The organism is Coraliomargarita algicola, from assembly GCF_033878955.1.
GTDB lineage: Bacteria > Verrucomicrobiota > Verrucomicrobiia > Opitutales > Coraliomargaritaceae > Thalassobacterium > Thalassobacterium algicola.
Window position 1 is genome coordinate 1230927 of record NZ_CP138858.1, and the last position, 24233, is coordinate 1255159.

Consider the following 24233-nt stretch of genomic DNA (forward strand, 5'->3'; position numbering starts at 1 on the left):
AGAACGTCAGTTATCAAGTATACTAAATCATTATTCTATCCCACTGATGGCTAAAAGACTCTCGACGAATCCTGAGTAAGTCTCATCAAAACAAAGATGTTTAACTTTCTTTAAATCCATTTCCGCAGTGGATTGCACGATCTCAGGATAGACCGCGATTTTCGCGGATTTTTTAACATATACTGGGATACGGGAAACTGGCATCCGAATTTGTTTTAACCAAATCTCGCCCGTGAGTGTTTCACCTGTCCAAAAATCAACCCATTCACCCTTCGGCAAATAAACGTCGCGAATACCTTCGTCATTAGCAATTGGAGCGATCAATAGGTCGTCACCAAAGTAATATTGATCGTTTATATGCCAGCACATGGGGTCCTCTTCATGGTGCAGAATTAAGCTGCGCATCAAAGGCAGGCCAGTTTCGCTGGCGACTTTCGATTGCTCAAGAATATATGGAATAAGCATATAGCGTAGATTCAACCAACTGCGGACATCATCTTCTACCGTTGGGTAGTGCCATGGCTCTCGTGGCCATTGACCATGGTAACGCATATGAGACTCAAAGACACCAAACTGCGTCCAGCGTAGATACATCAGGTCAGAAGGCTTGGATTTGAAAGCAACTGGATAACCATAAAATCCTGGAAGGTCGCAACTCCAATAAGCAAATCCGCTGAGCCCCACGTTGAGCGCTCCTTTCAGTGTTGAAAGCATACCATTCCAGCTGCATTGTGTATCCCCCCCCCAGTGTACGGGATTGCGTTGCGACCCAGCCCAGCCAGCACGTGCCCAAATCAACCCTGTACCGGTTTTCTCTTTGGTCACATCCGCTGCTGCCTGCTGGTAAAGCATTCCGTAAATATTATGAAGCCGATCATAATCCATCTGATAGTCGGCCAAAGTAATATCTTCACCGAAGTCCGTCTTGATAGCCGCCACTCCCATATCAAACAAATCAGACAACATATCCTGATACCATTTGACTGCAGCCGGATTGGAAAAATCAATGTGCCCAGCGTTCATACCAGTGCCCCAATCACTGCCAGTAAAATCCCCATCAGCCTTACTTTCACCTAAGTATCCCAGCTCAACAGCTTCTGCCGCCCGACTGCTCGTGCGTCGGATATAGGGCGTTTGCCAAAGCGTTAGTTTATAATTCTGTTCCCCCAGTTCTTCTATGAATTTTCTAGGGTCTGGAAAACGCGAGCCAAATTTCCAGTCACAGATCCAATCCTCTTCAAACCACGCGGTATCAACATGCAGCACATCAGCTGGATGTTTACGTTCCCTCAATTTACGAGCGACTTCACGCACTTCTTCAGCTGAGTAGTAAGTAACCCGAGCCATCCACATGCCATAGGACCACAGCGGTAGCTCCGGCACAAACCCCGTCAGACGGCAATAGTTCTTTAAAATTTCAGCAATCGAACTGCCACCGACGACAAATAAATCGATCACAGGCTCCTCAATCATTGCACTAACAGAGTTGGAGGACACAGCAGCCATCGAGAGGCGGGTATTGTATGAAGTATGGATGAAAATCGCATAGCCCCGACTAGATATATACATCGGAACATTCTTATAGGTGCGGCGAGAATTAGTGCCAATACCATCTGTATTCTCAACTTGAATGACTTGCCCTCGCAAATCCAGATTGCAAAAGCGCTCCCCCGTGCCGACAAATTTTTCCAACTGATCACAATAAACTGAGAAGAAGGATCGCTTTGCTTGACCGCCTCCTTCGATGTATCCCATGCCAAGCGACTCGATCACCGAGGAATTAAATGCATCCATATTGACAAACTGCACTTTTGTATCGGGATTAGGATATACAGATAGCTGGGGTTGATCTGGAAACACAAAATTCTTATCATCACGCCAAGCTTCGACCACCGCGGGTGTATGATCGACCTCAACATAACAACGTTCCTTCGCTCCCAGAACTTTCCATCCATTCGCTTGCTTCTCCACATTCAGAGGCACAGGTGTCAACTCCGGATCGATCGATAAGATCGGCCCGGAGTCGCTCATCAAACTGCCATCAAAGGCACACCTCATACGAATGATCTGATCGCTGTAGGCTTTAACCTCAAACAAATGCTCCGCCTTCTGGGCAGTCTTGGCAGCAGGCTGGTATTCTGAAAATTTTGGCATCTCAACCAATGATTCAAAGGCAAAGTTCAACTGCACTTTGCCCTCGCACTGTTTGGCCTCGTTTAAGTGCCCACCGACATATACGACGTTGTTCTTGGATTCTGGAGTATCCAGATCCAGCATATCACCTGGATAGTAATTAGTTTGTTTCATATCTCTGAGTATTAAAGATTAGCGGCAATTAAATTGCCGTGTTATATCCTATTCTATAAATCCAGCGCTTAGATCACGCGGTTATAAATCAGACGGCATTTCTACGCTCTTCGAGAGTATCGCGGATTTCCTGCATCTTTTCTTTGGTCAATGCGAATTTCACTAGGCAATAGAAACTCAAAGAATAGAAAAGAAACGGCAGCAGAATCATCAGTATTCGCATCAACAGGAAGGTGTTCTCTGGCTGGTCGCCGCGCAGTTCTTGATCAAACCCGGTAATATTAAGAATGACACCCGAGCATACCATTGCAATAGCGACAGTGACTTTAACTAACCAACCGCCCAAAGCGCTATAGGTTCCCTCACGGCGAAGCCCATTCTTATATTCATCGTAATCCGGATAATCTGATTGCAAAGAGCTATATAGCATCCAGAACCCAGCTGTGATTGGCCCCATGTAGAATCCACTAACAAAGATCAGATAAGGATAATTGGGATTGTATAGAAACCACTTGGCCAAGACACCGACGATAGTGATGCCGAGCAAAACCATAATGACCTTACGCTTATCGTAATTCATAAAATAGCGAACGAGCAGAAATATGGTTAAAAGCTCCATCAACTTCAGCAAAGTCATGTTGAGCGCCGAAAACATCGCCCCCTTCACGAGGTTGCCTTCGAAAACATAGAAAATTTCAACGTACTGAGCGAGAAAACCAACAATGTTATTGCCGAAAACGATCCCCAGACCGATGCCTTTCATCAGGAGGAAGTTTCGGTCGCACAAAAATTCTTTGAAAGATTTGAAAATTGAGACTTTCTCCTGCTTCACCGCTAATTTACGATAGCGTTCTTGCGGCACGACTCCGGAAAATACTCCGAAAATAATCATGAACAAGGCAATCACCACAGCAAGCACTCGCATAGATGCCTCTGGCGACTCAAACCAACCCATTTGAGTCAGCGAAAAGGTCCATCCATAAACTATAAAAATAAACACGTTGGCAACCGAGCAGGCTGCTCGAACACGCGAACGTTCAGAGTAATCGGGTGTCAATTCTACAGATAATGTATTATAAGGCACCGAGACTACAGTGAAACAGGCATAGAAAAGCAAACACGCGCCAAAAAAGTAACCAGACTTCTGAAAATCGCTCCAATTTGGATCCATCCACCAGATAAGTGGAAAAACTAAGCCAGTTAGAACAGAACCTATGATGATATAAGGTTTTCGCCGACCATAGTTCAATCGACTATTATCCGAAACCCGGCCCATAATCGGATCCAACAAGCCGTCCCATATCCGCATTACGGCCAAAATCAGCCCAATGACAGCGGGGTCCATCCCATAGATGATGTTAAGCACCGGCTTACCAATAATCTGTAGACCATTGGCGCCCATCGCCACGCATACAATGCCACCACCAAATGCTGCTTTTGCCGCCAGACTTACTTTATCAACATCTTTGGTTAAATTCTGATTTTTGCTCATGGATAAGGAGTTTCGACTCCTCGGCGTTCAAACAGATTGAATGCGAAGGAAGTGCTTAGGGATAATCGAGGGATATTTTTTTTATTCTACTTCAGTTTATTCACCTGTTTGGGGCGTATATTCTTTTTCATTACATTTAAATAAATACCCCACATTCGACTAAACTAACTGCGAAAAATAGGAGCTCAAGCTAGGCATCAGCGAATGTTAGTTTACGTAAAATAATCAACATAGCCGATGATAACGACTATTGGAAACCGGCAGCACTCCGCCTAATGACTAGAAGCAATCCAACGAAAATCGACGACCTTAAAGCGGCGACCAAAGCCTAATGAAGATGGATTCGCGACAGCATCCTCAACATTGAGTGTCTCTGGAAGTCGTACAAGAGTCGCTTCACATTGAACGCTCAAACGCTCGCCACCGATCGTTGTTTCTCCATAAGAGCGAACTTTGAATGTGTCCGACCGAACATTAACATAAGGTGCTAAACTAGTCATAATATCAGCCTGCGTAAGATATGCACTAGCATTCACATCTATCGGGCTAATTTCCACTCCAGTCTCTGACCACGATTCATTCAAAGCCTCTCCAGAAACGACTGTATTGGCAATCGCCTGCTCGATCAAACTCTTCGTCCCTGGCTCAATTTTGTCGGTGAGAAAGCTTTCAAGTGAAAGGTAGGGCTTCGCCCTCTGCCGGATTAAGGCAACAATTTCATTTGCAAGAGCATCAACCTGCTCATCACTTAAACTACGAATTCCACGTTGATACACTTTAGAATTTTCCCGAATAGGAAGGTCGGAATCCACAACTTCATAACTTCGCTGTGCATTCTGACCAAAACGAGCAAATGTGTTTCTTAAATCGATTGTTGCTGGCTCGATTGCTTCATCATTGCGGTTCCTGTTATAATAAGACCAGTTTTGAACCTTATTACGACTGAGTATCGCTTTCCATGCTTCAACAGATGTTGAATTAATGTTAAAGCCACCTTGAAGCATAAAGTGCTGGGCGAAATCATCCGGAGCAGCGTCATATAACTCCCGCAAGGATCGACCGTCCAATGCAGAACCGGTTAAGCGTAGATAGGGATTTGGGAAACGTGTCTCACTGCCTAAAGTCACTTCAGTATCCAAATCACTCGAACTTAAACCGGACAAATAATGGCGATCAAACCAGGCATTGTAGCTGTCCAGACTAGCACTCCCATCAACGCCGATGCTCGTATCAGGCACCCAACTATTTCCGATGGAAAATGGAGGTGAGTCTTTAATATAAAGGTGCTGAAAACTACCTAACGACACGAGGGGGTCCACTGGAACTTCAAAAAGAGGAACATCGTTACTGATGTCCATATCGGGTAAAACTTCCAGCCCATCGCTGGAAGGGTTCAACGCATAAAGGAAAGTTTCATTGCCAGATGCTGTGGCTTCTGAAACTCGACCTCCGCGACGCTCAAGTAGATTTCCATCCTGGGTCAGTGTTATCGTGGCATAGTTGTAATCAGAAGGCGTATCGCCCAATACACCAAATTCAAATATTTCCGGTAAGGCGGAAGAACGAATATCTGAACCAAGCAACCAATCTGCATGGCCGTTGCCCGGCTCCTTTAAGATAAAATGGTAACCGAAATTAGGCTTAAGTTGAAACGGATTGTGCTCCCTGACGTTAACAGCTTGGAATTCTGGTGAAATATAAGTCGCCAAAAAGAATTCCTGCCCATCGGAATCTTTAAAATATAAATCAACTTCGATGGGCGAACTTGAACTGGCCTGCATTGTTAGCAGCTCTCCTTGCCTAGTCTCACTAAAGGTCTCCTTCCGGGGAATTTGATAAGTAGTAAGATGCCTCAGCATTAAACTTCCATCTAAAAACGATTGAGCACCGTCTGAAAGAATTTCATCTTTGTGATGCAGTGTGCTCGTAAAGGTCTCCTTTAGCGCAGTATTTGAGTTCAACACGACACCGTTTGTCCCATTATCACAGACTAGTCCCGCCCAATTCACGATTTGCCCCGAACGCCAACTAGACTCTGCTTCAAGCGTATTACTATACGGGAGCGAAACAACGAATGCTCCATCTGCATCCGAGGGAGCAGCCAATAAATCCTGCAGTGAAACAACCGCATCAGAATAAGTAGAATACTCGATACCCGTATCTGGATCTAAATACTTGATGCTTAACTCTGGCAGATTTCTAATTTTTAAAGTAAATCCTCCAGAACTTCCAGGTTCTTCGACCTCCATATCTAAATTATACGGGTTCCAGAGCTCACAAGCAAACGCAACGCGCATCTGCAAATCGTCCGCGAATCCAGTCGGACTCATTGGATCGACACGTCCACTCTCAGTACTACTGTTATTATTCAACCTGAAATTAAACAACAACATGAACTCGGACAAAACCGGCGCGAACATAAAGTTCGGCGTCTTCGAATTAGGCTCCCGCACCACGGGTGGTATAATACGAGACCGTGGCCTGAGAGCTGACAAGACATTCGAACTCAGCGCTTCATTGGCATTCAAATAAGCACTTATAGGGACAGTCAGATTTTGATCCAGCGTCAGATCCGTTCGGAGCGTGCGCCCATCGCTGTCAGGATGAGTCGTAGTCAATGTCTGCAAATTAAGTGTCGTAACATCATGAAAACGCTCACTCAATTGAACCGAATCTAGCTCAAAAATGTTAGAAAAATCTTCGATTGAGCTGAATTTTGAAAAAACGGAATAAGCCGAACTTTCGTCTCCTAAATCAAAAAAGTCCTGATTAAAAATACGATCTGCACCCGTTTGAGCATTCAGATATTGTTGAGTGCGGCGGGCTTGGTCAGCGACCACATAATGACTTCCCAAATTAATGTCGGGCGACAATACCTCGTAAAGAGCCAGACTTTCTTTAATTCCTTCGTCAGCAATATAATAAGCATACGCACTCTGAGTAGCTTCAGTAGCCAGAGATGCAATTGTAACTTTGTTAACTACAACCTCCTCCAAAGGATTAGAAACAGATTCTGGACCAACCAGAGTGACGGCATTATTAAGCGCCACATCGGGACTCATGTTTTCACCAGAGACCAGCCACTCTTGAATCGTGCCATCGGGAGCCCAAACTCCCGTCCAGTATTGATTGTTCTCAGCACCAGTTATATCAGCCCGAGCGGTAATCACCCGATCGCCACCCACTGTCCTTTGTAAATCTCCTATTGCCAGGTATAGTCCGAGCAATGCGTTTTGCTCGGTATGCATGCGCTGCAAAGAGGCCTGCGACACCGAAGATTCAACACGAAGCAAAGTGGAAACACTTAGTAAAAGCAACAATACAAAGGCCATCAAAGCCAAGGCAAGAATCAAAGCAAATCCATCGCATGAATTCTTAACGGGCATAAATGTCGGATTATTGACGTGCTGATTCATATATAGCTATTGCTGGGACGATGCTTCTTGCCTCGCTGAAGCTTTTTTCACCACGTCCACCAGCATTTTAGGCTGAATTCTAAAATCATTCGGCTCTGAAGAGGGAAATAAAAGCATTAGGTAGCGAGAATCATCCTCTATACGAATATTTAGATTAAACAGTATTTCATAACTCTGTTCTACCTTTCTAAAGAATTTCACTTGTATACTTGAAGTCTCCGAATCGCCATAAAGCTGTGACAAACCTGGGGCCACTTTAACCCGCTTCCCAGACATCCAAACATCATATTCGAAACGTGTAAAATTAAGAAAACGTAGATGCCCCGCTGGCAAATCCTTGTTCGCATCACTCAGTACGTGAGTGTAATATTTAAGCTCTCGGTTGCTCCCTTCATCATAGCTTGGATTGCGAGACAAGAAAACTAAAACACGCTTGCTATGATTTGCTTCAATACGAAATGCAGCCACAAGCTGCAAGCCGGCATCCGTTTGCTCAAAAACAGGTATTAATGCTGGCCCTTTGTATTTTACATACCTAGAGCGCGAACTCGGGTACAAACGTATATTTAAAGGATTACCAGTGCTTGCAAGCGATTGTAAACTGACACCCACTTCAACTAAAGACGCCTGTTGAAATATAATAAAATTCGGGTCCGCATTATGCCCAAAAAAGCTGATCTGACTTTCAACCGGCTGAATGTCATCCGCACTTAAGACCTCATCCGGACCCCGCGCAGACAGATGCAAAGTGCGCAGCGACAGAATCACTATACACATGCGTAGAATGATGTGCATGGGGGCAAACTTAAAACAAACACTCATAATGCTAATGACCAATCGTCTCAGACGCTGAAAAGAGAAAATGCCATATTGGACATTAAAAAAGGGGATTCTTTAGTATCGGCCACTCTAAAGTTTGAGCAAGCAGGATAGTTGTCAGCGTTACTTTACGTATAATTTTGCTTTTGTTTTTCGCAACAACTCGGTAAAGATACTCTATTGTGTTTCAGTAATATTTTATATTGCTCCAGCAATTCAATAAGCTCTGTTAAAGACTTTAAACAACAGCCCCCCCTAATACTTGCATCACTACGATGTCACAAAAACGCATTACACTGAGAGATATAGCCGAACGCACGAACGTTTCCCGCATGACGGTTTCTTTGGCCCTTCGTGACGATCCACATGTGTCGAAAGCCACTCGTGACCACATACAAAACGTCGCAAAGGAACTGGGCTACGTGCCCGACGCAAAACTGTCTCAATTAATGTCGAAAGTAGCCACTTCCTATACATCTGAAGTAAAGCTCGGAGAGTTAGCATTCATCACAAGTTTTGATACTGAGAACGACTGGAAAAGCGAAACACGCCTCATTTATAAGGCATACAAAGGAGCACTTAGGCAAGCATCTCAAATGGGTTATACCGTCACCCCCTACTGGGCACTCAGTCGAAAGCACCGCGGAGAAGGTTTGAACCAGATTCTTTTAGCCCGTGGTATCGAAGGCATCATCATCCCCCCGCTCGGGCTAGATCTGATCAAATCAGGAAAAATAGAAATCAAATTGGATTGGAGCAAGTATTGTATCGTCCAAGTAGGTTCCACCATGGTCGACATGCCCGTCCACACCATTCGACACAATCATTTTGAAGGAATGTGCCTGTGCCTCGAAAACCTGGAAGCACTAGGATACGGGCGTATCGGCTTGGTGTTGTCGAATACATCAAATTTACGCTCCTATCAACGCTGGTCGGCTGCCTACTTACAGTGGCGCGCATTGCGTGGACATAACAGAAGCACACTGCCCTGTTTTAATTTTGATAACTCGATTAATCCGACTGCTTTATCTATTTGGATCACGCAACATAAAATAGATGCCATCATCGGAACGAGTCACCATCCACTCCAAGCACTGAAACAACTCGAAATCAAAGTGCCCGAAGAACTTGGACTCGCGTTACTTGATGTCGCCTATGAGAACGATCCTATCAGTGGGATCGATCAGCTCCCGGAAGCTATTGGCGCCGCTGCCGTCGACAACTTGGTACTCGCGATAAAAAAAGGATCTAAAGGCATCCCAGAAATCGCAAAACAAATTTCAATAGCGGGCCGATGGGTAAAAGGTGAAACGACGAAATCGGTTCGAAAAAAGAGGACTGCGGCGAATCGGTCTATTCTGGAAGCCGACTTATTCAAGGAATTTGACTGCAAGAACGATTGAATCGAACCAACATAATAAAAAAAACCGCTGCAAAACAGATGCAGCGGTTTTCGTCGTCAAACAATTAGCTAAATTATACGCGTCGCTTCAAAACGAAGCAAAATGATAACAAGCCAAAGAGAAGTCCAAAGCTTGAAGCCTCGGGAACGACAGTATACTTAAAATCATTAACATCTAACCTAAAGTTTCCTTCTCCAGCTGTCGTCGAAAGATCGAAGTAATACCCAACGCCTTGAATATCAGTCATCGCCACAGAAGAAAATGAACCAAAGCTATAAGTATCATCCGTGCTCATCGTAGCCCAAGTTTCAGTGCTCAGGTCACTGATGGTAAAACTGCCTGAAGTATTGGTCGTTGATGTATTTGAAACATAATAGGTTCCCCCATTGTTGACGACAAACCGTATTTCACTGCTAGCGCCTGCGGTGGTTACTGTAGTAATATCCAAACTCATGGAGTCACCTGCACTCATTGACAAGGTCCCAGTATCATAGCCATTCAAGAAGTCCGCTTGGTTCCAAATGAATGCGCCTTCAGCTGTAGCAGCGCCTGTATGTCTGATCTGGACTCTGAGTTCCTCACTGGCAACTCGTATTTGAAAGTCATTACTAAGTGCACCCGCCCATGTCATCTGGACACCACCCGATACAGCTTTATTACTTTCACCAGGCACCAGCGATGGATCTTCGATCAAATAATCCGTGGTAAAATTCCAGGTGGAACCAGAGGCGGTTGTCGAATCAGCGGCTTCGCCACTAGACGAATCAATAGAAGTAAAGTCAACAACCGTCGTTTGGGCGGTCGCTGATAACGCTAAACCTGCGAGCAAATGGGCCACAATTAAGTTTTTGAAATGATGGGTATTCATGTAATTTATTGGGTTATTGGTGTAGGAAAAATACAACACTGCAAATTATCTGCAGGCTATCGCCTATTGCAAATAGAACTTCGCAGAACTAATTTTTACGTAAAAACAACATTAGATTAGGCACGATAAGGATTGAAAAGCTCGAATGCTTTTAACGCGCATTCTGCAAAAAATTATCTGGAAGGATCTCGTTGCCATTTTTGTCAAACATCGGCCCCTTGGGTGACACATTGGTGATAGGCCAGGTTTTGAAATGCTCGGACGGTGGGACGGGGCCATTGAGCAAAGGGTCATTCGTCCGCTCCATCCAGCGATCCAGACGAGCACGCATCTGATCGAGCACTTCCGCATAAGCCGTTTTGTCTGCGAGGTTGTTGTATTCCTGCGGATCCAACAATAAGTCGTAAAGCTGCTCGACATCGGGTTCCAACTCTCCCCACCCGCCATCGAGCATTAGGAACTTGCCGGGGCCGTCGTCGCAGTTCGGACGCACCTCCTTAGTATATTCCTGATCGAAACGACGTATATATTTCCAGCGTTTCGTCCGTACGGACCGTTTGGGCTCATAGGCGGCGTGGTAGGTGACTTCCGCAAAAAGTTCTTCGTTCACTTCCACTGCCTCGCCCTGAATCAACGGCATAATCGAAGTGCCCTGCAACCAATCCGGCTTTTCGATCTCAAGCAGTTCACAGATCGTAGGGAAGAGGTCAATGTGCGAGATCATACCGTCGATCACACGACCACCTTCGAAACCGCCAGGACCGCGCATAATCAATAGCACGCCAGTCCCATGGTCAGTCAACTTACACTTCATTTTTGGCATCGCCAGCCCATGGTCAGTGGTACAGATCACCAGCGTGTTCTCGGCCTGCCCATTGGCCTCCAGAGCGTCTAGCACGCGGCCGACACTGGTATCCCACGTGCGAGCTGAGGTTTTGTAAGCAGCCATATCTTCACGATTTTCCGGAGAATCAATCAGTGTGGGCGGCACCAAGGTATACTTAGGATCGTCGCGCTCATCGATCTCAGTTGGAAATGGCCGATGCGTGTCGAAGTAACCAACGGAAAGAAAGAATGGCTGCTCATGTTCGCGGCCCAGGTACTCCAAAGCTGCATTGGTAATATCGTCTGCCTTTTTAGAGTCGGTTGCTAAAACTTCGGAGTAGCCGATCTCTTCAACTGAGGATGCGGGTCGAGCGGCAATATGCTGGATACCACTCAAGGCAGATACATAGCCAGCCTTGTGAAGGGTGTGAATAATATGCTGCTTGTAATCATTCAAGCGCCAACCGAAGTGAGCCAAGCCCATCATACCATTAGAATGCGGACACATACCAGTCAGTAGCGCCGCACGACTGGCAGAACACACAGGAGCCGCATCAAACGCCTTACGGAACATAATCCCCTCCTCTGCCAATTGCTGTAAGCGCGGCGTATCCACTGCATAACCGTATGGTTGAATATGCCGACCGGTATCATGTGAGTGAATGTAAACAATGTTGAATTTATTTTTCATATTATATTTCGTTACGTTTTATAGGTTATTGATTGTAAATGTTCCGTCTGTCGCAAGTGCCTCAGGGGTTGATGATCAACTTTGCGCTATCTGAGTCATTTTGTACATCCCCGAGCATACAGCTACTAAACTGAGTGTTGTTGACTTCCACATGTCCGGGCGTATCGGGTCCAATATGCAAGCCTGACAAGGCAGCCCCCGTCACCGTGCAATCAGTGATCACGCAACTCATTTCCAGACCGCCCTGTCCCCTTTCATCGATCTTATTATAAATCTGTATCGCCGCATACGGCGAAGCGAAGATATTACAATCCGCAATTTCAATCGATTCAACTGGATGGCCATGCGCCTCCACCTGAATCGCTCCATTATATGCACCGTGTTTGTCCGACCCACAACGCAGGAGGCTGACCCCGTCCAGACGGTTAACTCCGCTAAACGGCATCGTATGTGCGATGTAAATCTGAGTGGTAATTCTGACACCGGAATGACGGATTGCATCTACACCGACACAATCTTTCAGCAAATTGTTTTCGCCGCCTGCCATCAGGTAACAATTCCCATTCCACGGTACTTCAACAGGTACAATTTCGAATCACACTGTCACGGGTAGGCCGCTCACTTTTTTCACTTTTTGTAGACCAGAATATAAGCGCATCATCACCTGTTCCACGGGTATGCACATTCTCAATCAAGGCATTGCGATGCCCGCCACGCAGATTGATTCCTCCAGCAAATGTGCTGCGAATACGACTGTTGCGAACGGTGAAATTACGGCTGTCAGGATCATAAATACTAAGCACCAAACCACACCGTGTGATATAGAGATTTGAAAAACCTGAATCTTGTCCCGTGCGGCCGAAAAACAACATGGCCGAGCGACGTGATTCCCCCTGCCAGTCAATGGCCAGATCCGACACCTGCCAGCGCGTACCACATTGAAACGCGATGCCATTGCCGCGCAGTTCGCTATGCCACGCACCAGCCCCCTTAAGATGAATATCTGAGAGCGGGAAGCGCTGATATAAAGTCTGATCCGGATTCCCTGGAACATCTTCCGGAATGGGTTCTTTCGGAAAGAAATCAAAGATCCCAGCAGGCACCCAAACTCCAGCAGCTCCCATATCTGCGGCTTGACTCAAACTTTGAGACAGAGCTTCACTGTCATCCTTGCCGTCATTAGCAACAGCACCAAAATCAGTGATCGAAAGAAAACCCTCTGGCCGCTCACCAATCGCTGGAATTTTTTCCAATTCAATCATATCAATCATATAGAAGGCAGCATCATCCGTATTTTCACGACGTAGCTCGACGATGTCACCCGCTAGGATTGGCTGCTTCAATCTGAAGCGCTGGGTATCGAAATGCTTTCGTGGCGTTCCATTATTCGGATCATCCGTCCAGAAACGTGAGGCTGAATGCCCCTCGCCATAGATCCAGGCATGCCTTGAAGTCAGCGCAAGACACTCACTTTTTTCATCGTTTATATAAAGGCTAAGTGTCGCATCCATGCCCCCCCCTTTAGGCGCATCTGGAATGCTGTAGCGCAGTTCCAACCCGTCGGCGTCCGCCTCCGCAATCCAACTCACCCTGTCCCCGGTTTGCTCCAATTTAACACCCATACGCCCGACTGCTTCGCTCGCAGGATCCTGTAACTCAGTCGATGGCCCAATCAACACGCCCTGAAAGTCACCGTGCTCCGCCTGATACTCCGTCCAAGTAATTTTAGCACCACGGCCCTTCAAATCAACAGGAGCAGCGACAGGCTCAATTCGCCACAAGTCAGTCCCATACGCTTTAAGCGTGCCCTCTTTTCCCTTCAATGTCCGATACAATTGATCTGCAGTTGAAGTCACAGTCCAATCTTCTGCAACAGACGACATTGAGCCGTTCCCTGTCGAAGCGAGATACTTTGCACAATCTCCACTCTGAATACGTAAGCTTCCGTCTGCTTGCGGCTCAAGTAACCATGAGAAAGAAGGATCGGTCAGGCAGAACTCAGCTGCCAGAGCCAGCTGACCTTCTTTTGAATAAAGGTACTCACCAGAGCTAACATGTCGTAAAGCCCAATGCCCCGCAAATGCGGGGAAAGAAAACAGAGCAAACAAAAACAGTAATATCAGATTCTTTCTCAAATTATATCCTACTAAAGTTAAGGGGTAAATCTACTGCAGATCTCAAAATAAAAGGGCCGCAATGACTGCTAATCATGGAACTTCCCCTGACTAGCATTGATACTGAGTCCACTACACTACGCAGCCCTATGATCAAAACAAGGGGCTTTAGTTAGAAAGGAACTTTACGTATAAATCAACACATCCCTCAGCGCAGTCCCCCTCCCTCTTCAACAATCATCCATCCGCACGCACAGTAAGCAAGCTTTGCCAATTCGACGAGTGATCTTAATCTAGTTACTGATCCCCTGATACCAAGTCTCTGGTTATACGTAAAATCATATCTCAAGCATGCTGACTTGTTTTTATAAAGATATGAGCTTTTGTATGAGTGCAGCCTCTTACTGCTTTTGAAACAAAGTATGATTGTTACCTTATTGTCCACTCCTGCACGTTCCGAAAAAGGCCAGGAATATAGAATCATGCACTTACCGTTTATATATAATCCCATAGGAACTGAACCTTATGCTAAAGAATAAAAAATTGTTTGTCATACTGATCTGCTTTATCTGCTGCCTATCCATGCAGGCAAAATCGACTGCGCCCAACTTTCTCGTAATCTTGACAGATGATCAAAGTTGGGTCGGCACATCGACTCTAATGGACCCATCGAATTCCGATTCGAAAAGTGATTACTATCAGACACCCCATATGGATCGCCTACTAAATAATGGCATGCGTTTTTCACGCGGCTACACTTCAACCTATTGCGTACCATCACGACGTGCACTCCAAAGTGGGCAAACAAGTGCCCGCCATTGGTATAACAATGCGCCGCAAAAAAAATGGACAGTCGATTATCTAAAACAGATGAGCATCCCAAAGCTGCTAAAATCAATCGATCCTAATTACAAAACAGCCCACTTAGGTAAATGGCACCTTCACGCCGACAAACCAGAGCCAGAGTTAATGGGCTATGATCTCAGCGACGGCTACACCACAAATGATGAAGGACACGCGCCTTCTACATTAAAAACCCCCATAGGCATCCCAGGCATTGTAGATGATCCGAAAATGATTTTCGACCTCAGCCGCCGCGGTTGCAAATTCATGCAACAGCAGGTTGCCGAAGGCAATCCCTTCTACTTACAGATCTCCGAGTATGCGGTTCATTTGAAAATCGAATATCGCCAATCCGTTAACGATGCGATCAAGAATTCAAAACTCGGTGCTAAACATACTATACCTGAGTTTCGCTCCATGATCGAAGATATGGACCGGGGTATTGGAATCGTTCTAGACGAAATAGAACGCCTAGGCATTGAAGATAACACCTATATCATTTTCCTTAGCGATAACGGTGGACGTAAATCAATACCAATCAACGGACAAAATGCATTATTCAGTCCGGCAGGCCTGAGCAGAAATGCTCCCCTTGCCCAGGCCAAGCACGAGGTTTACGAAGGTGGTATCCGTGTGCCTTTTTGTATCACGGGTCCTGGCATCGAAGCAGGAGCCGTGAGCAATGTGCCCGTTTCAATCGTCGACATCCTACCAACTATCGCCGACTTGGCTGGCTTTCAAGGGGACTTGGGCCCCAACATTGATGGTGGTTCTTTTGCACCATTAGCAAAACAAATGTCTGAGCGAGTAGATCGCCCAAATCCCTTCATTGTCGTCCACGCCAAACGTGGCACCCCTCGAAATACAACCGTAAAGAATAGCAAAAGATACGTAATGCAAAGTTGCCTAATCCAAGGAGACGATAAGTTGATCAAATTCTGGGATAAGAATGGAACTGAAGATATTATAGAACTCTATGATCTTTCGACAGATATCGGGGAGGAGCAGAATTTGGCTGTAGCTCATCCTGAAAAAGCAGCTCAACTCGAGCAGTTACTCGACAACTACCTCACTCAAGCAGATGCAAAAACCAGAAGCATGTAGGACTAAGCTGTGCAACTCAAACAGTTCGCTAGGCAAGTCACTCTATCACGAACTCATTCACCCTGATTCACGACGACACGGAAAAAAGTCCGGTCAAGTGGTTCACTGGAGCTAATACTCACTCGAGTTTCCTGCTCAGTCGACGTCACCACTTTCGAAACAACGGGGCCGCCGAGTGGACCATCGAGGCCATCACAGAGATACCAATCAAGCAGATTAGGCGACCACTGATGTGCCCAAAAAATCACTCGGACGGTATTCATTCTTTGGATGCACTAAACTTAGATTGGACGAATCGACTAGAATCTCCAAGCCTTGGTTAAACTCAGTAGGACTCGTGCCGAACCATGCTTCGAGCGCATTTGACAAGCCGTCATTATCGAGCGAATCGGCCTCTGGCATCGCAGGCTCCCCCATCAAACCATACCCGGATGCCCACATTGCAAAACTCGAAGCCGTCGTATGATCCGGCAGCTGCAATAAGCGAACCTGCTGGATTGATTTTCCGACTGAACTATCGCGCGCATGGACCACAAACTGATAGGCGAAGCTTTGCAAATCTATCGAAGCAATCGAGCCCGACACAACTGGACCGCCATCATAAGAATACGTCCAGCGGGCACCTCCGCTTTCGTTGGGCTTCATCGTCATCACCCATGTGTGCTCTCCAGGCTCTGTCGCGAAATTGCTTTCCAAATTGAGCGCCGATGGACTGTCGCCAAGAGCATCATAGATCAAGAGTCCGGTTGGCGCAGACGACGTCCCGGACGCCAGGTTCATACCAATCCCGTAGGTATTTGAGCCTTCAGATAGAAGCGCGTTGTTTTGGCTGGGCGTGTAATTGGCAATCAATCCAAATGAAAACTGATTGTTCGCACTGACAGCTAGGCTTGTGAGATTGTATGTGACTTCCAACCTGAAACCTTCGGACAAATCAAAACTGTTCAGACTGTATGCACTCGCACGGTTGCCGCCACTGCCGTCACTGCCATACACAAGCCCGCCGCTATTCTCTCGCCAGTAATCGCCGGAATCCGTACCCGAATTCCCCATGCCCCCACCTGTATCCGGATTTGTGGAGAGCGCTCCGTCGGCAAAGTAATCTTCGTAGAGTAAAGATGCCGCCGACCATACCTGTATCTGATAAGTTGCGGAATCGGACGCACCCATCGCATCTTCAACGAATACTGAGAACGCATGTGCGCCCAGATCATCGGAGCCCGGATGGCCGCTAAGTGTTCCATCGGCAGCTACCGTCAGCCACTCTGGCCCGGATCGTTTTGAAAAGGTCAAAGTATCGCCGAAGTCCGGATCCGTCGCCTAAACGCTTCCGGCAAAAACGTGGTCTTCAACCGCGACCAGTTCGCCCAAAGAACTCGACTCTAAAACGGGTGCATCGTTCACGTGATACTCAATAACAATGCGCCATTCATCACTCAAAAGAGTCGTCGAACGCTGAATCTCAAATAGGTAGTCCCGAGTGCCATCTCCATTGTCAGTACTTGTATAAGCATAATCATATGCTCCCATATCTGAGCCTTCAATGCCCCCCAATGGCGTGACCTCACCTTGGAAATATCTATAAATAGCAAGTGACACATCACCCGGCACGCGATTCAAGCGAACTGGAATCACTCCCATGCCTCCACCAACGACGGAGAAGTCGGCAAAGACTTCACCCGCGGCGGCGTTGATCTCTATCGGATCGGTCGGCTTTTCTGAGAGCAACTCCCCCACTGCAGCCGTGATCTCAGCATTTACCCAGGAGCCTGCATTCCAAATCGGTTGCCCGCTTTCATAACAACCGCGATCCGGCGCAGTCCCCGCAAAGCCGTCCGTATAGGGAGACAATTCGATGCCTCCATCCACTGCGGTCGTATAGCTGGGCTTGATCCGGTAATCGCCCTTTGCCTGATCCATAAACTGCGAATTCGGCACATTGGTGGTATTGTGCGACACCACGCCGAACTCGCCGTCGTTTATAATCTTTTTGTTGCCCAGATTATTATGGACTCGCTGCCCCTCCAGCCCACTGCGTTGGTGGACGATCGCATTGTCGGGATACAATACGGTGTTATTAAAAACGATATTCCGCGATCCATTAAAACGAATGCCCATCCACGCATCTGGAACCACCATGAGGTTGTGGTGAACAAACATATCGTCGGTTCCATTATCCCCATAGAAGCCATAAGGCATATTGGTGGTGTTGTCTTTGACCACATTATAGGCGAACTCTGTGCCGTTAGAACTCCGCCCCTGATGATTCACGTAAAAGGCACCCGTATCATGCAGTAAAAGAGCAGCCTTCTCGATGATATTGTGCCGCACCGTTAACTGGCTGGAAATGTAGCCGCCAAGCGTGCGATTGCCCCCGTCAATCCCCGACTGCGCACAGCGTCGCACGGTGTTGTGCAAAACTTTCGCACGCGTGCCAAATGCCTGAATCGGTTGCTGGCGGCGCATCATCCAGTCACAATCCTCCACCAGTGAGCCTTGGATCGTATTGTCCGTACCACGAAGACGAATGCCGCTGCCCCAGCTCTTTTCAATCCAGCAGTTCTCCACCAGATTGTTGCTGCCCGACACATACACTCCAGTCGAGCCATCTTCCTTGGCTCCATAATCCTGCCCCCAATATAGGTCGTCGATCCCCTTGTGGTAGTAATCCGACCACGGTGCCGGATACTCGACGTGGCACTCGCGCAGGACGCAATTTTGCGAAGCATCCATGATCACTGAGGAAGCAAAAAAGTGCAGCCCTTCGAGGGTGATACCGCTGCGCTGACTTAAGTCCGCCCCCCAAATTCGCGTGCGCACATCCACCGCGGTGCTAGCAAGATCCACCCCCGCGGGTGGATACAAGTAGAAGGTGCCGTCATCCGCGCTATACCACTCAGAGGGTACATCCAAAGCGCGCAGGTGGTTAATGATGTATCCCTTGCCATCCCCGACCTGCGTCACGGCTTCAGGATTATAGCGCCAATAGTAGCTGAGGTCATTGCAGGTAAGCGTCCGACCGGAGGATGCGGTGATTTTGCCAACTGCCGCAGTGAACACATTCGTGCCATTCAGTCCTGTATAATAACCGCCCACCCATGTATCCGCACCATCGTCCGGAAGGTTGGCGCTTGTATCAAATCTTACCTGTGCAATGCCCGTGCCCTCATCGACGCCGCCTAAGGTAAATGTGCCCGCCATATCGCCCTTGTTGAGCATGTTTCCATCCTCGTTCGGGAAGCGCGCCAGGTGCATGCGATCCTCACCGATGAATACCTGCAGCACGCGGCCACTGGTCGTAGTGGTCTTGATATTCGCATCGTGCACGGCATCCGACCAGGCCCCCTGCAAGACATCACAGCCTGAAATCACGACCTCCTCACCTGCATAGGCCTGAATGGTCAGATGGTCGACCAAGGGGACAATCACCTCTCGATACACACCTTCGCGAATGTAAACCGTCTCACCGGGAGCACAGTGCTCCATGGCCTTCGCGATTGTTTTAAACGGCTGGTCGATTGCTCCGCTACCGCTCGTATCGTCACCTGCTGAATCAGAAACATAAACCTGCGCGGTGGCTGAAAGTGACAGCCACAGACCGATGCTACAAACGCTGTATAATCTTTTCACCCTGCTATTTCTGATGGGATTGATAGGCCTTCAATTCGGCAGCCAACTGTTGCACCACTTCGGGATACTGGCTGTAAACATTGGTGGTCTGATTGACGTCCGCTTCCAGATCGTAGAGCTGAGCCCGTGGCGCGCTCTTCTTGAGCTTTCCATTCTTAATGTCGCTATTGGGCGTGCCGGCCAGTCGAGTTGCAGCGATGTTGGTCGCGAAGCCCCCATCGCCGCGCGCGGGAATATACATCCACTTGCCCTTGCGCAGCGCCATGTGGCTGGGCTGGTTCGGTGTGACGACCATTTCCGTGCGCAGCGGCTGCTCTGGTTCACCGACTAGCGCCGGTAATAGATTGATGCTGTCCTGTTGCTCTTCAGCACTGAGCTCACGGCCAGCAATCGCCGCAAAGGTGGCCAACAGATCGACATTGCTCAGCAATTGATCCGACTCGCTGCCCGCCGCGATTTTGCCCGGCCACCAGGCGATAAAAGGCACGCGATGCCCGCCCTCCCAGACGCCGAACTTGGAACCAAGCAAATCGCCATTGATCTGATGTCCCAACTTAGCGGCAGCCTTGCCACCGGTGTTGAACATACCACCGTTGTCGCTGGTAAAAATGATTAATGTATTGTCCGCCTCCCCGATAGCTTCGAGGCTTTGACGCAGTTCCCCCACGATCCAGTCGAGCTCATGGGCGAAATCGCCATACAGGCCCGCTTGGCTGGTGCCTTGAAAACGCTCGGCTGGCGTGAAGGGGTGATGCACCTGCGTGGCGGCGAAGTAGACGAAAAATGGTTTTTCGTCCCGGGTCTCGATCCAGTCGGTGGCTTTCTCGGCCAGCTTGGTGCCGACTTCGTAATCATCAAACAACTCGTAGGCTTTGGTCTGTCCTTTATAAAAATTCGGTGTGCGATGCCCCGCTGCTTTGGGCAGTTTCGACAGAGGGTGCGCCCCCGGCCCTTGGCGACCGACATTGATCAGCGGATCCTCCGGATCGCTGCCATAGAAATGGTCATTTTCCACATAGGCATAGGGCGGCGCACTATTCACCACTGGCATGCCGAAATAATAATCAAAGCCGAGATCCTGCGGCCCCGGCCGCAGCGGCTCCTGCCAATCGTTCTCCCCCTCCTTGAAGCCGAGGTGCCATTTACCGAAGGCAGCCGTGTCATAGCCCTGACGTTTGAACACATCCGCGATGGTCAGCATATCGGTATCAATCAGCAGCGGCGTCTCCAAGCCCGTGGGCTTCCAGATCCCCTTGCCGTCATTCGCACGGAAGGGATACTGCCCCGTCAGCAAGCCATAGCGCGAAGGCGTGCAGACCGCCGAAGACGAATGCGCATCGCTGAACTTCCTGCCCTCCTCTGCCAGTTGATCGATATGAGGGGTCTGGATCTTGGTCGCACCATAACAACTCAGGTCACCATAGCCGAGGTCATCGGCAAAAATCAGGACGACATTGGGCTGTTTGGCAGTGGCCGTGCCAACAATCAGCAGAACCAGTAAAAATGGAAATCGCGTGAGCTTCATCATTTCTTATACGAATTCAAAGTAGTCGTTCTTTAAGCATCCGGGGCAGCAGGTCCTGATGAACGAAAGGTATGATAAAAGGGTTAAAAATCGGGGGCATAGTCAAGCGAGGTGGCCAGCGTACAGCTTGTGACAGACTGTTTCAGCTTAGCCTTTCAGAATTTGGCAGTATAACCGAATAGCAGTGCGAGCGCTATCACTTATATAGGTGATTCTCGGAGTGCCTAAAAATTGAGATGAGTGTAATTCATTCAGAGCAATCGCTGCCGATCACTCCACATCCACTGTGCTAATTCTCCAAAACGCTTGTTCCTCATCTGACTCAAGGTAGACATCATATAGAGAGGCAGGCAAAAAAGGAATCGTGTCGACTACGGTCCAGCCATCGCTGTCAGCTAAATCCGAGCTCTTTTCAATTTGATAGCTCAAGCCGGGAACGCCGCTGAATTGCAGCCTGGCAATGCCTTCCGCCCAGGCTGCATCCGATTGAATACCTAAGGCCAGATCACCGCTTTCGACACTGCTTTCACGCTCAAATTGTATCGACACATTGAGCGCCACTTCATCGCCCACACTTCCGCCGTGACTACCAACCACAAAACTGAGCGTATCTCCGGCGGCGACTTTGAGAGCAGTGAGAGCGAAGCTGCCGTCGGTCTCTGTCAGACGACCGGCCGAACCTGTCGCGCTAAAGAGTTCGCTTGCATTATGGAAGACCTGCACCGTCACGGAATCATCGCTGGTGCCGCCCACCAAGTCACGGAAGCTCCCGAGATCGTTGCACGGGGCTGACCGAAAATGACGTCGTGGTCTTCGATCGTATAAAAAAAACTGAGGTGGTTTGCACCTCACGGATGAAATCGATCGCGTGCTTCGGACTAAAGACACCGTCCCGGATCTTAGCGTAAGCCACCTCCCGTGCACAATGCGTGTCCGTCACTTTATAGACTTCCTTGATCGCCCCGGCATCAATCAACTCATGCCCGACATAACGTTCCTCGGAAAGCAAGTCAGAGAGATTCAGCTCCGCATCGTAGAACTGAACCAAGCGCGCTCGCTTAGACTGCGAGTGATCGGTGGATTCATCCATTGTGGTTTACTCCAAATCCTCTCGAATGCGCTTTATCTCTACGATTAAGCGGTATTCCGAATAATTTGATATAGCCAGCTGCGAAACTTGCCCCGATTCGGCTGATAATCAAAGCTTGGCAATTGCTTCCACAGTTTGAGTAAAATCTCCTGGCCAAGATCCTTGGCTTCGTCCCGGCCAATCCCCACTCGTAACAAAACCGCATCAATATACCCCTCGTAAGCCTCAACGAAAGATGTCCAAGCATGCCCATTTTTCGGGTCTTTGACTCGTTGTATCAGGGTGTAGCGTGTCGATTCCATCTAAAGCTAGGGGCATTTATAGGGTTCAACGAAAGCATCGGCGAGGGCACAGTAAATCTCAAGTTCTTTCAGATATAGAATGCTTCTTAAAATGCTGCAAGGATGCCCCCTTTCCTCAGATAAAAAAACGCCGACGCACCATCATTGATAAAAAAAGAACGACATATTACTCCGCCACCGACAACACTCGGTAGAACTGAGAATTACCAGTGGGTTCAACAAACATTTTATAGCTGTCACGCTCGTCATCAAAAAACGAACTGGAGGTATTCACATCTAACCACGAATTCGGGTCGGACAAATCAGTGGTGCTTTGAAGCGTCTGAGAAAGCACATTCTCGGCAGGCGCCGCCCACTCTAATACATATGCGGATCGAATCTCAATCGCAGCCACCTCCGTGACAAACACACTCGGCAAAGCGCTCTTCGAATATCCCGTTAAAAACATAGACGCTGCCTTTTCGGATGCCAGCACCACAGGCTGCCCATCCGCACCGAAGCCTAAATCCGTCGCTCGAAAATAGTCGCCAGAAGTGTTCTCAGCAACCAAAGACTCCGTCCAGACTCCAGCAGAAGATTCACTGACGAATAATTGGCTACCGTCGCCCGAAATATAGGACACGGCATAGTCGATGCCGCTGGTACTGGATGCATCGTTCTGCGCCAGAGCCACCGAGGCGAAATTACTGACCTGAGACAACACGATCTGGAACTGCCATGGAGCCGCGTCGGAACTAGCCTTGCTCGCAATGCAAACCAAGTTCCGAACAGGATCGGCGTAGGCAAGGCACAGACCGGAACTGTTCGCATTATGTAAATCCAAATGACAGATTTTGATTAGAGTATCACTGATGATCACGTCACTAAAATCCAAGCTCCCCGCATCCATACGTTGATAGATCAATTGGGCCGAAGTCTCATCTAATAGCGTGTTGTTGTTCAAATCTTCGCCATCATCCAACTGCTGATTAAAATTAACATCTTCCGAAAAAGTTGAGTAGACTAGATGACTGGTATCATTCGTCCCTGCTGCAATTGAAACGGAACAAACCGGCCCATCTGAAACCTTGATGGATGTCAGTGACGTTTGATCATAGTAATACAACCACAATTCATAGTTCGCGCGAATCACAGCCACATGCACCCCGCCGTTGTCATCGATCGCGACAGCTCCAGACATTTTCTGAATCGGTAAAGTCAGCCGCGTGTTCGCCGCTTGTTCCAATGTATCCACATAGAGCAAATTTTCGCGCCAGTATGCAAGCGACAATACCCCATCCAAGCGGTCCGCAAAATGTGGCTGATCGGTGTTCTCCGCAAGATCAGTCACAGCTTCGACCGACCAAGCCCCTGAGTTTGTAGCGACTCCCAGACGATGGTCCTGCCCGAGTATCGGAAGTCCAGTAGTCGTATCTATTTCTGGAGGTTCAGCCATAGCGGACATTTCCAACCAAACGTAATGAAAGCCATCGTCATTGATACGCACGCTAGGAGCAAAATTCAAAGGAATGCTAGGCACTAGATCGCCGAATTCATCGAGAACAGGTGTCCCGTTTGCATCAAAAATAGGGGAAGTAGCCGCCAAGTAAGTCTTTGACCAAGTCGTGGCATGCAGATGACTGCCCGTTGCACAGGCAAGGACCAGCATTGCGAGACGACGAAGGGTAAATAAGCCAGCAGGTAATATCATAGATCTAACAAGATCTGATCGCTCATCGAAGACTTGGCAAGCTAACGTGCTAAATGGGTAAATAAACTCACTCTACCTCCTCTAATCCCCCTCTGACTAGGACTGAGCCGAGAG

At 48.0% G+C, this 24233-nt stretch carries 16 protein-coding genes and 1 pseudogene; 2 read left to right on the forward strand and 15 right to left on the reverse strand.

The window, feature by feature from the left end; all coding sequences use genetic code 11:
* Positions 1-30 precede the first annotated feature (30 nt).
* From SH580_RS04760 to SH580_RS04775, 4 genes are all read right to left on the reverse strand, one after another.
* Complete coding sequence (locus SH580_RS04760) at positions 31-2307, reverse strand: glycoside hydrolase family 31 protein (RefSeq protein ID WP_319833869.1); 2277 nt, start codon at positions 2305-2307, stop codon at positions 31-33.
* A gap of 88 nt (positions 2308-2395) precedes the next feature.
* The gene (locus SH580_RS04765; protein ID WP_319833870.1) at positions 2396-3799 is read right to left on the reverse strand and encodes an MFS transporter; all 1404 of its coding nucleotides are present in this window, start codon (positions 3797-3799) and stop codon (positions 2396-2398) included.
* A 272-nt stretch (positions 3800-4071) separates the two neighbouring features.
* A complete protein-coding gene (locus tag SH580_RS04770) occupies positions 4072-7215 on the reverse strand; it encodes a hypothetical protein (protein ID WP_319833871.1) in 3144 nt (1047 codons plus the stop codon).
* Between the two features lie 6 nt (positions 7216-7221).
* Positions 7222-8010: a hypothetical protein gene (locus SH580_RS04775; protein WP_319833872.1), complete on the reverse strand. Its 789-nt coding sequence runs from the start codon at positions 8008-8010 to the stop codon at positions 7222-7224.
* Positions 8011-8309: 299 nt separating this feature from the next.
* Between SH580_RS04775 and SH580_RS04780 the strand changes: the two genes are divergently transcribed.
* On the forward strand, positions 8310-9437 hold the full coding sequence (locus SH580_RS04780) for a LacI family DNA-binding transcriptional regulator (protein ID WP_319833873.1): 1128 nt from the start codon (positions 8310-8312) through the stop codon (positions 9435-9437).
* A gap of 73 nt (positions 9438-9510) precedes the next feature.
* Here the strand turns inward: SH580_RS04780 and SH580_RS04785 are convergent, their stop codons facing one another.
* The 4 genes from SH580_RS04785 to SH580_RS04800 form a co-directional block, all read right to left on the reverse strand.
* Complete coding sequence (locus SH580_RS04785; RefSeq protein WP_319833874.1) at positions 9511-10305, reverse strand: hypothetical protein; 795 nt, start codon at positions 10303-10305, stop codon at positions 9511-9513.
* A gap of 151 nt (positions 10306-10456) precedes the next feature.
* The gene (locus SH580_RS04790; protein ID WP_319833875.1) at positions 10457-11821 is read right to left on the reverse strand and encodes a sulfatase family protein; all 1365 of its coding nucleotides are present in this window, start codon (positions 11819-11821) and stop codon (positions 10457-10459) included.
* Between the two features lie 61 nt (positions 11822-11882).
* Positions 11883-12368, reverse strand: coding sequence for a hypothetical protein (locus SH580_RS04795; RefSeq protein ID WP_319833876.1), 486 nt, complete (start codon positions 12366-12368; stop codon positions 11883-11885).
* Between the two features lie 28 nt (positions 12369-12396).
* On the reverse strand, positions 12397-13956 hold the full coding sequence (locus tag SH580_RS04800; RefSeq protein WP_319833877.1) for a hypothetical protein: 1560 nt from the start codon (positions 13954-13956) through the stop codon (positions 12397-12399).
* Positions 13957-14517: 561 nt separating this feature from the next.
* Here SH580_RS04800 and SH580_RS04805 point away from each other — a divergent pair.
* The gene (locus SH580_RS04805; RefSeq protein ID WP_319835037.1) at positions 14518-15882 is read left to right on the forward strand and encodes a sulfatase-like hydrolase/transferase; all 1365 of its coding nucleotides are present in this window, start codon (positions 14518-14520) and stop codon (positions 15880-15882) included.
* 216 nt (positions 15883-16098) lie between these two features.
* Here SH580_RS04805 and SH580_RS04810 read toward each other — a convergent pair.
* From SH580_RS04810 to SH580_RS04840, 7 genes and pseudogenes are all read right to left on the reverse strand, one after another.
* Positions 16099-17187, reverse strand: a pseudogene (locus SH580_RS04810) (putative Ig domain-containing protein); the annotation flags it as partial.
* Between the two features lie 15 nt (positions 17188-17202).
* Positions 17203-19512: a right-handed parallel beta-helix repeat-containing protein gene (locus SH580_RS04815; protein ID WP_319833878.1), complete on the reverse strand. Its 2310-nt coding sequence runs from the start codon at positions 19510-19512 to the stop codon at positions 17203-17205.
* 4 nt (positions 19513-19516) lie between these two features.
* Positions 19517-21040: a sulfatase family protein gene (locus SH580_RS04820; RefSeq protein ID WP_319833879.1), complete on the reverse strand. Its 1524-nt coding sequence runs from the start codon at positions 21038-21040 to the stop codon at positions 19517-19519.
* A gap of 267 nt (positions 21041-21307) precedes the next feature.
* On the reverse strand, positions 21308-21793 hold the full coding sequence (locus SH580_RS04825; protein WP_319833880.1) for a hypothetical protein: 486 nt from the start codon (positions 21791-21793) through the stop codon (positions 21308-21310).
* Between the two features lies 1 nt (position 21794).
* Complete coding sequence (locus SH580_RS04830) at positions 21795-22127, reverse strand: hypothetical protein (RefSeq protein WP_319833881.1); 333 nt, start codon at positions 22125-22127, stop codon at positions 21795-21797.
* Between the two features lie 44 nt (positions 22128-22171).
* Positions 22172-22429: an RNA polymerase sigma factor gene (locus tag SH580_RS04835; RefSeq protein WP_319833882.1), complete on the reverse strand. Its 258-nt coding sequence runs from the start codon at positions 22427-22429 to the stop codon at positions 22172-22174.
* A 166-nt stretch (positions 22430-22595) separates the two neighbouring features.
* The gene (locus tag SH580_RS04840; protein ID WP_319833883.1) at positions 22596-24119 is read right to left on the reverse strand and encodes a hypothetical protein; all 1524 of its coding nucleotides are present in this window, start codon (positions 24117-24119) and stop codon (positions 22596-22598) included.
* Between the last annotated feature and the right edge of the window lie 114 nt (positions 24120-24233).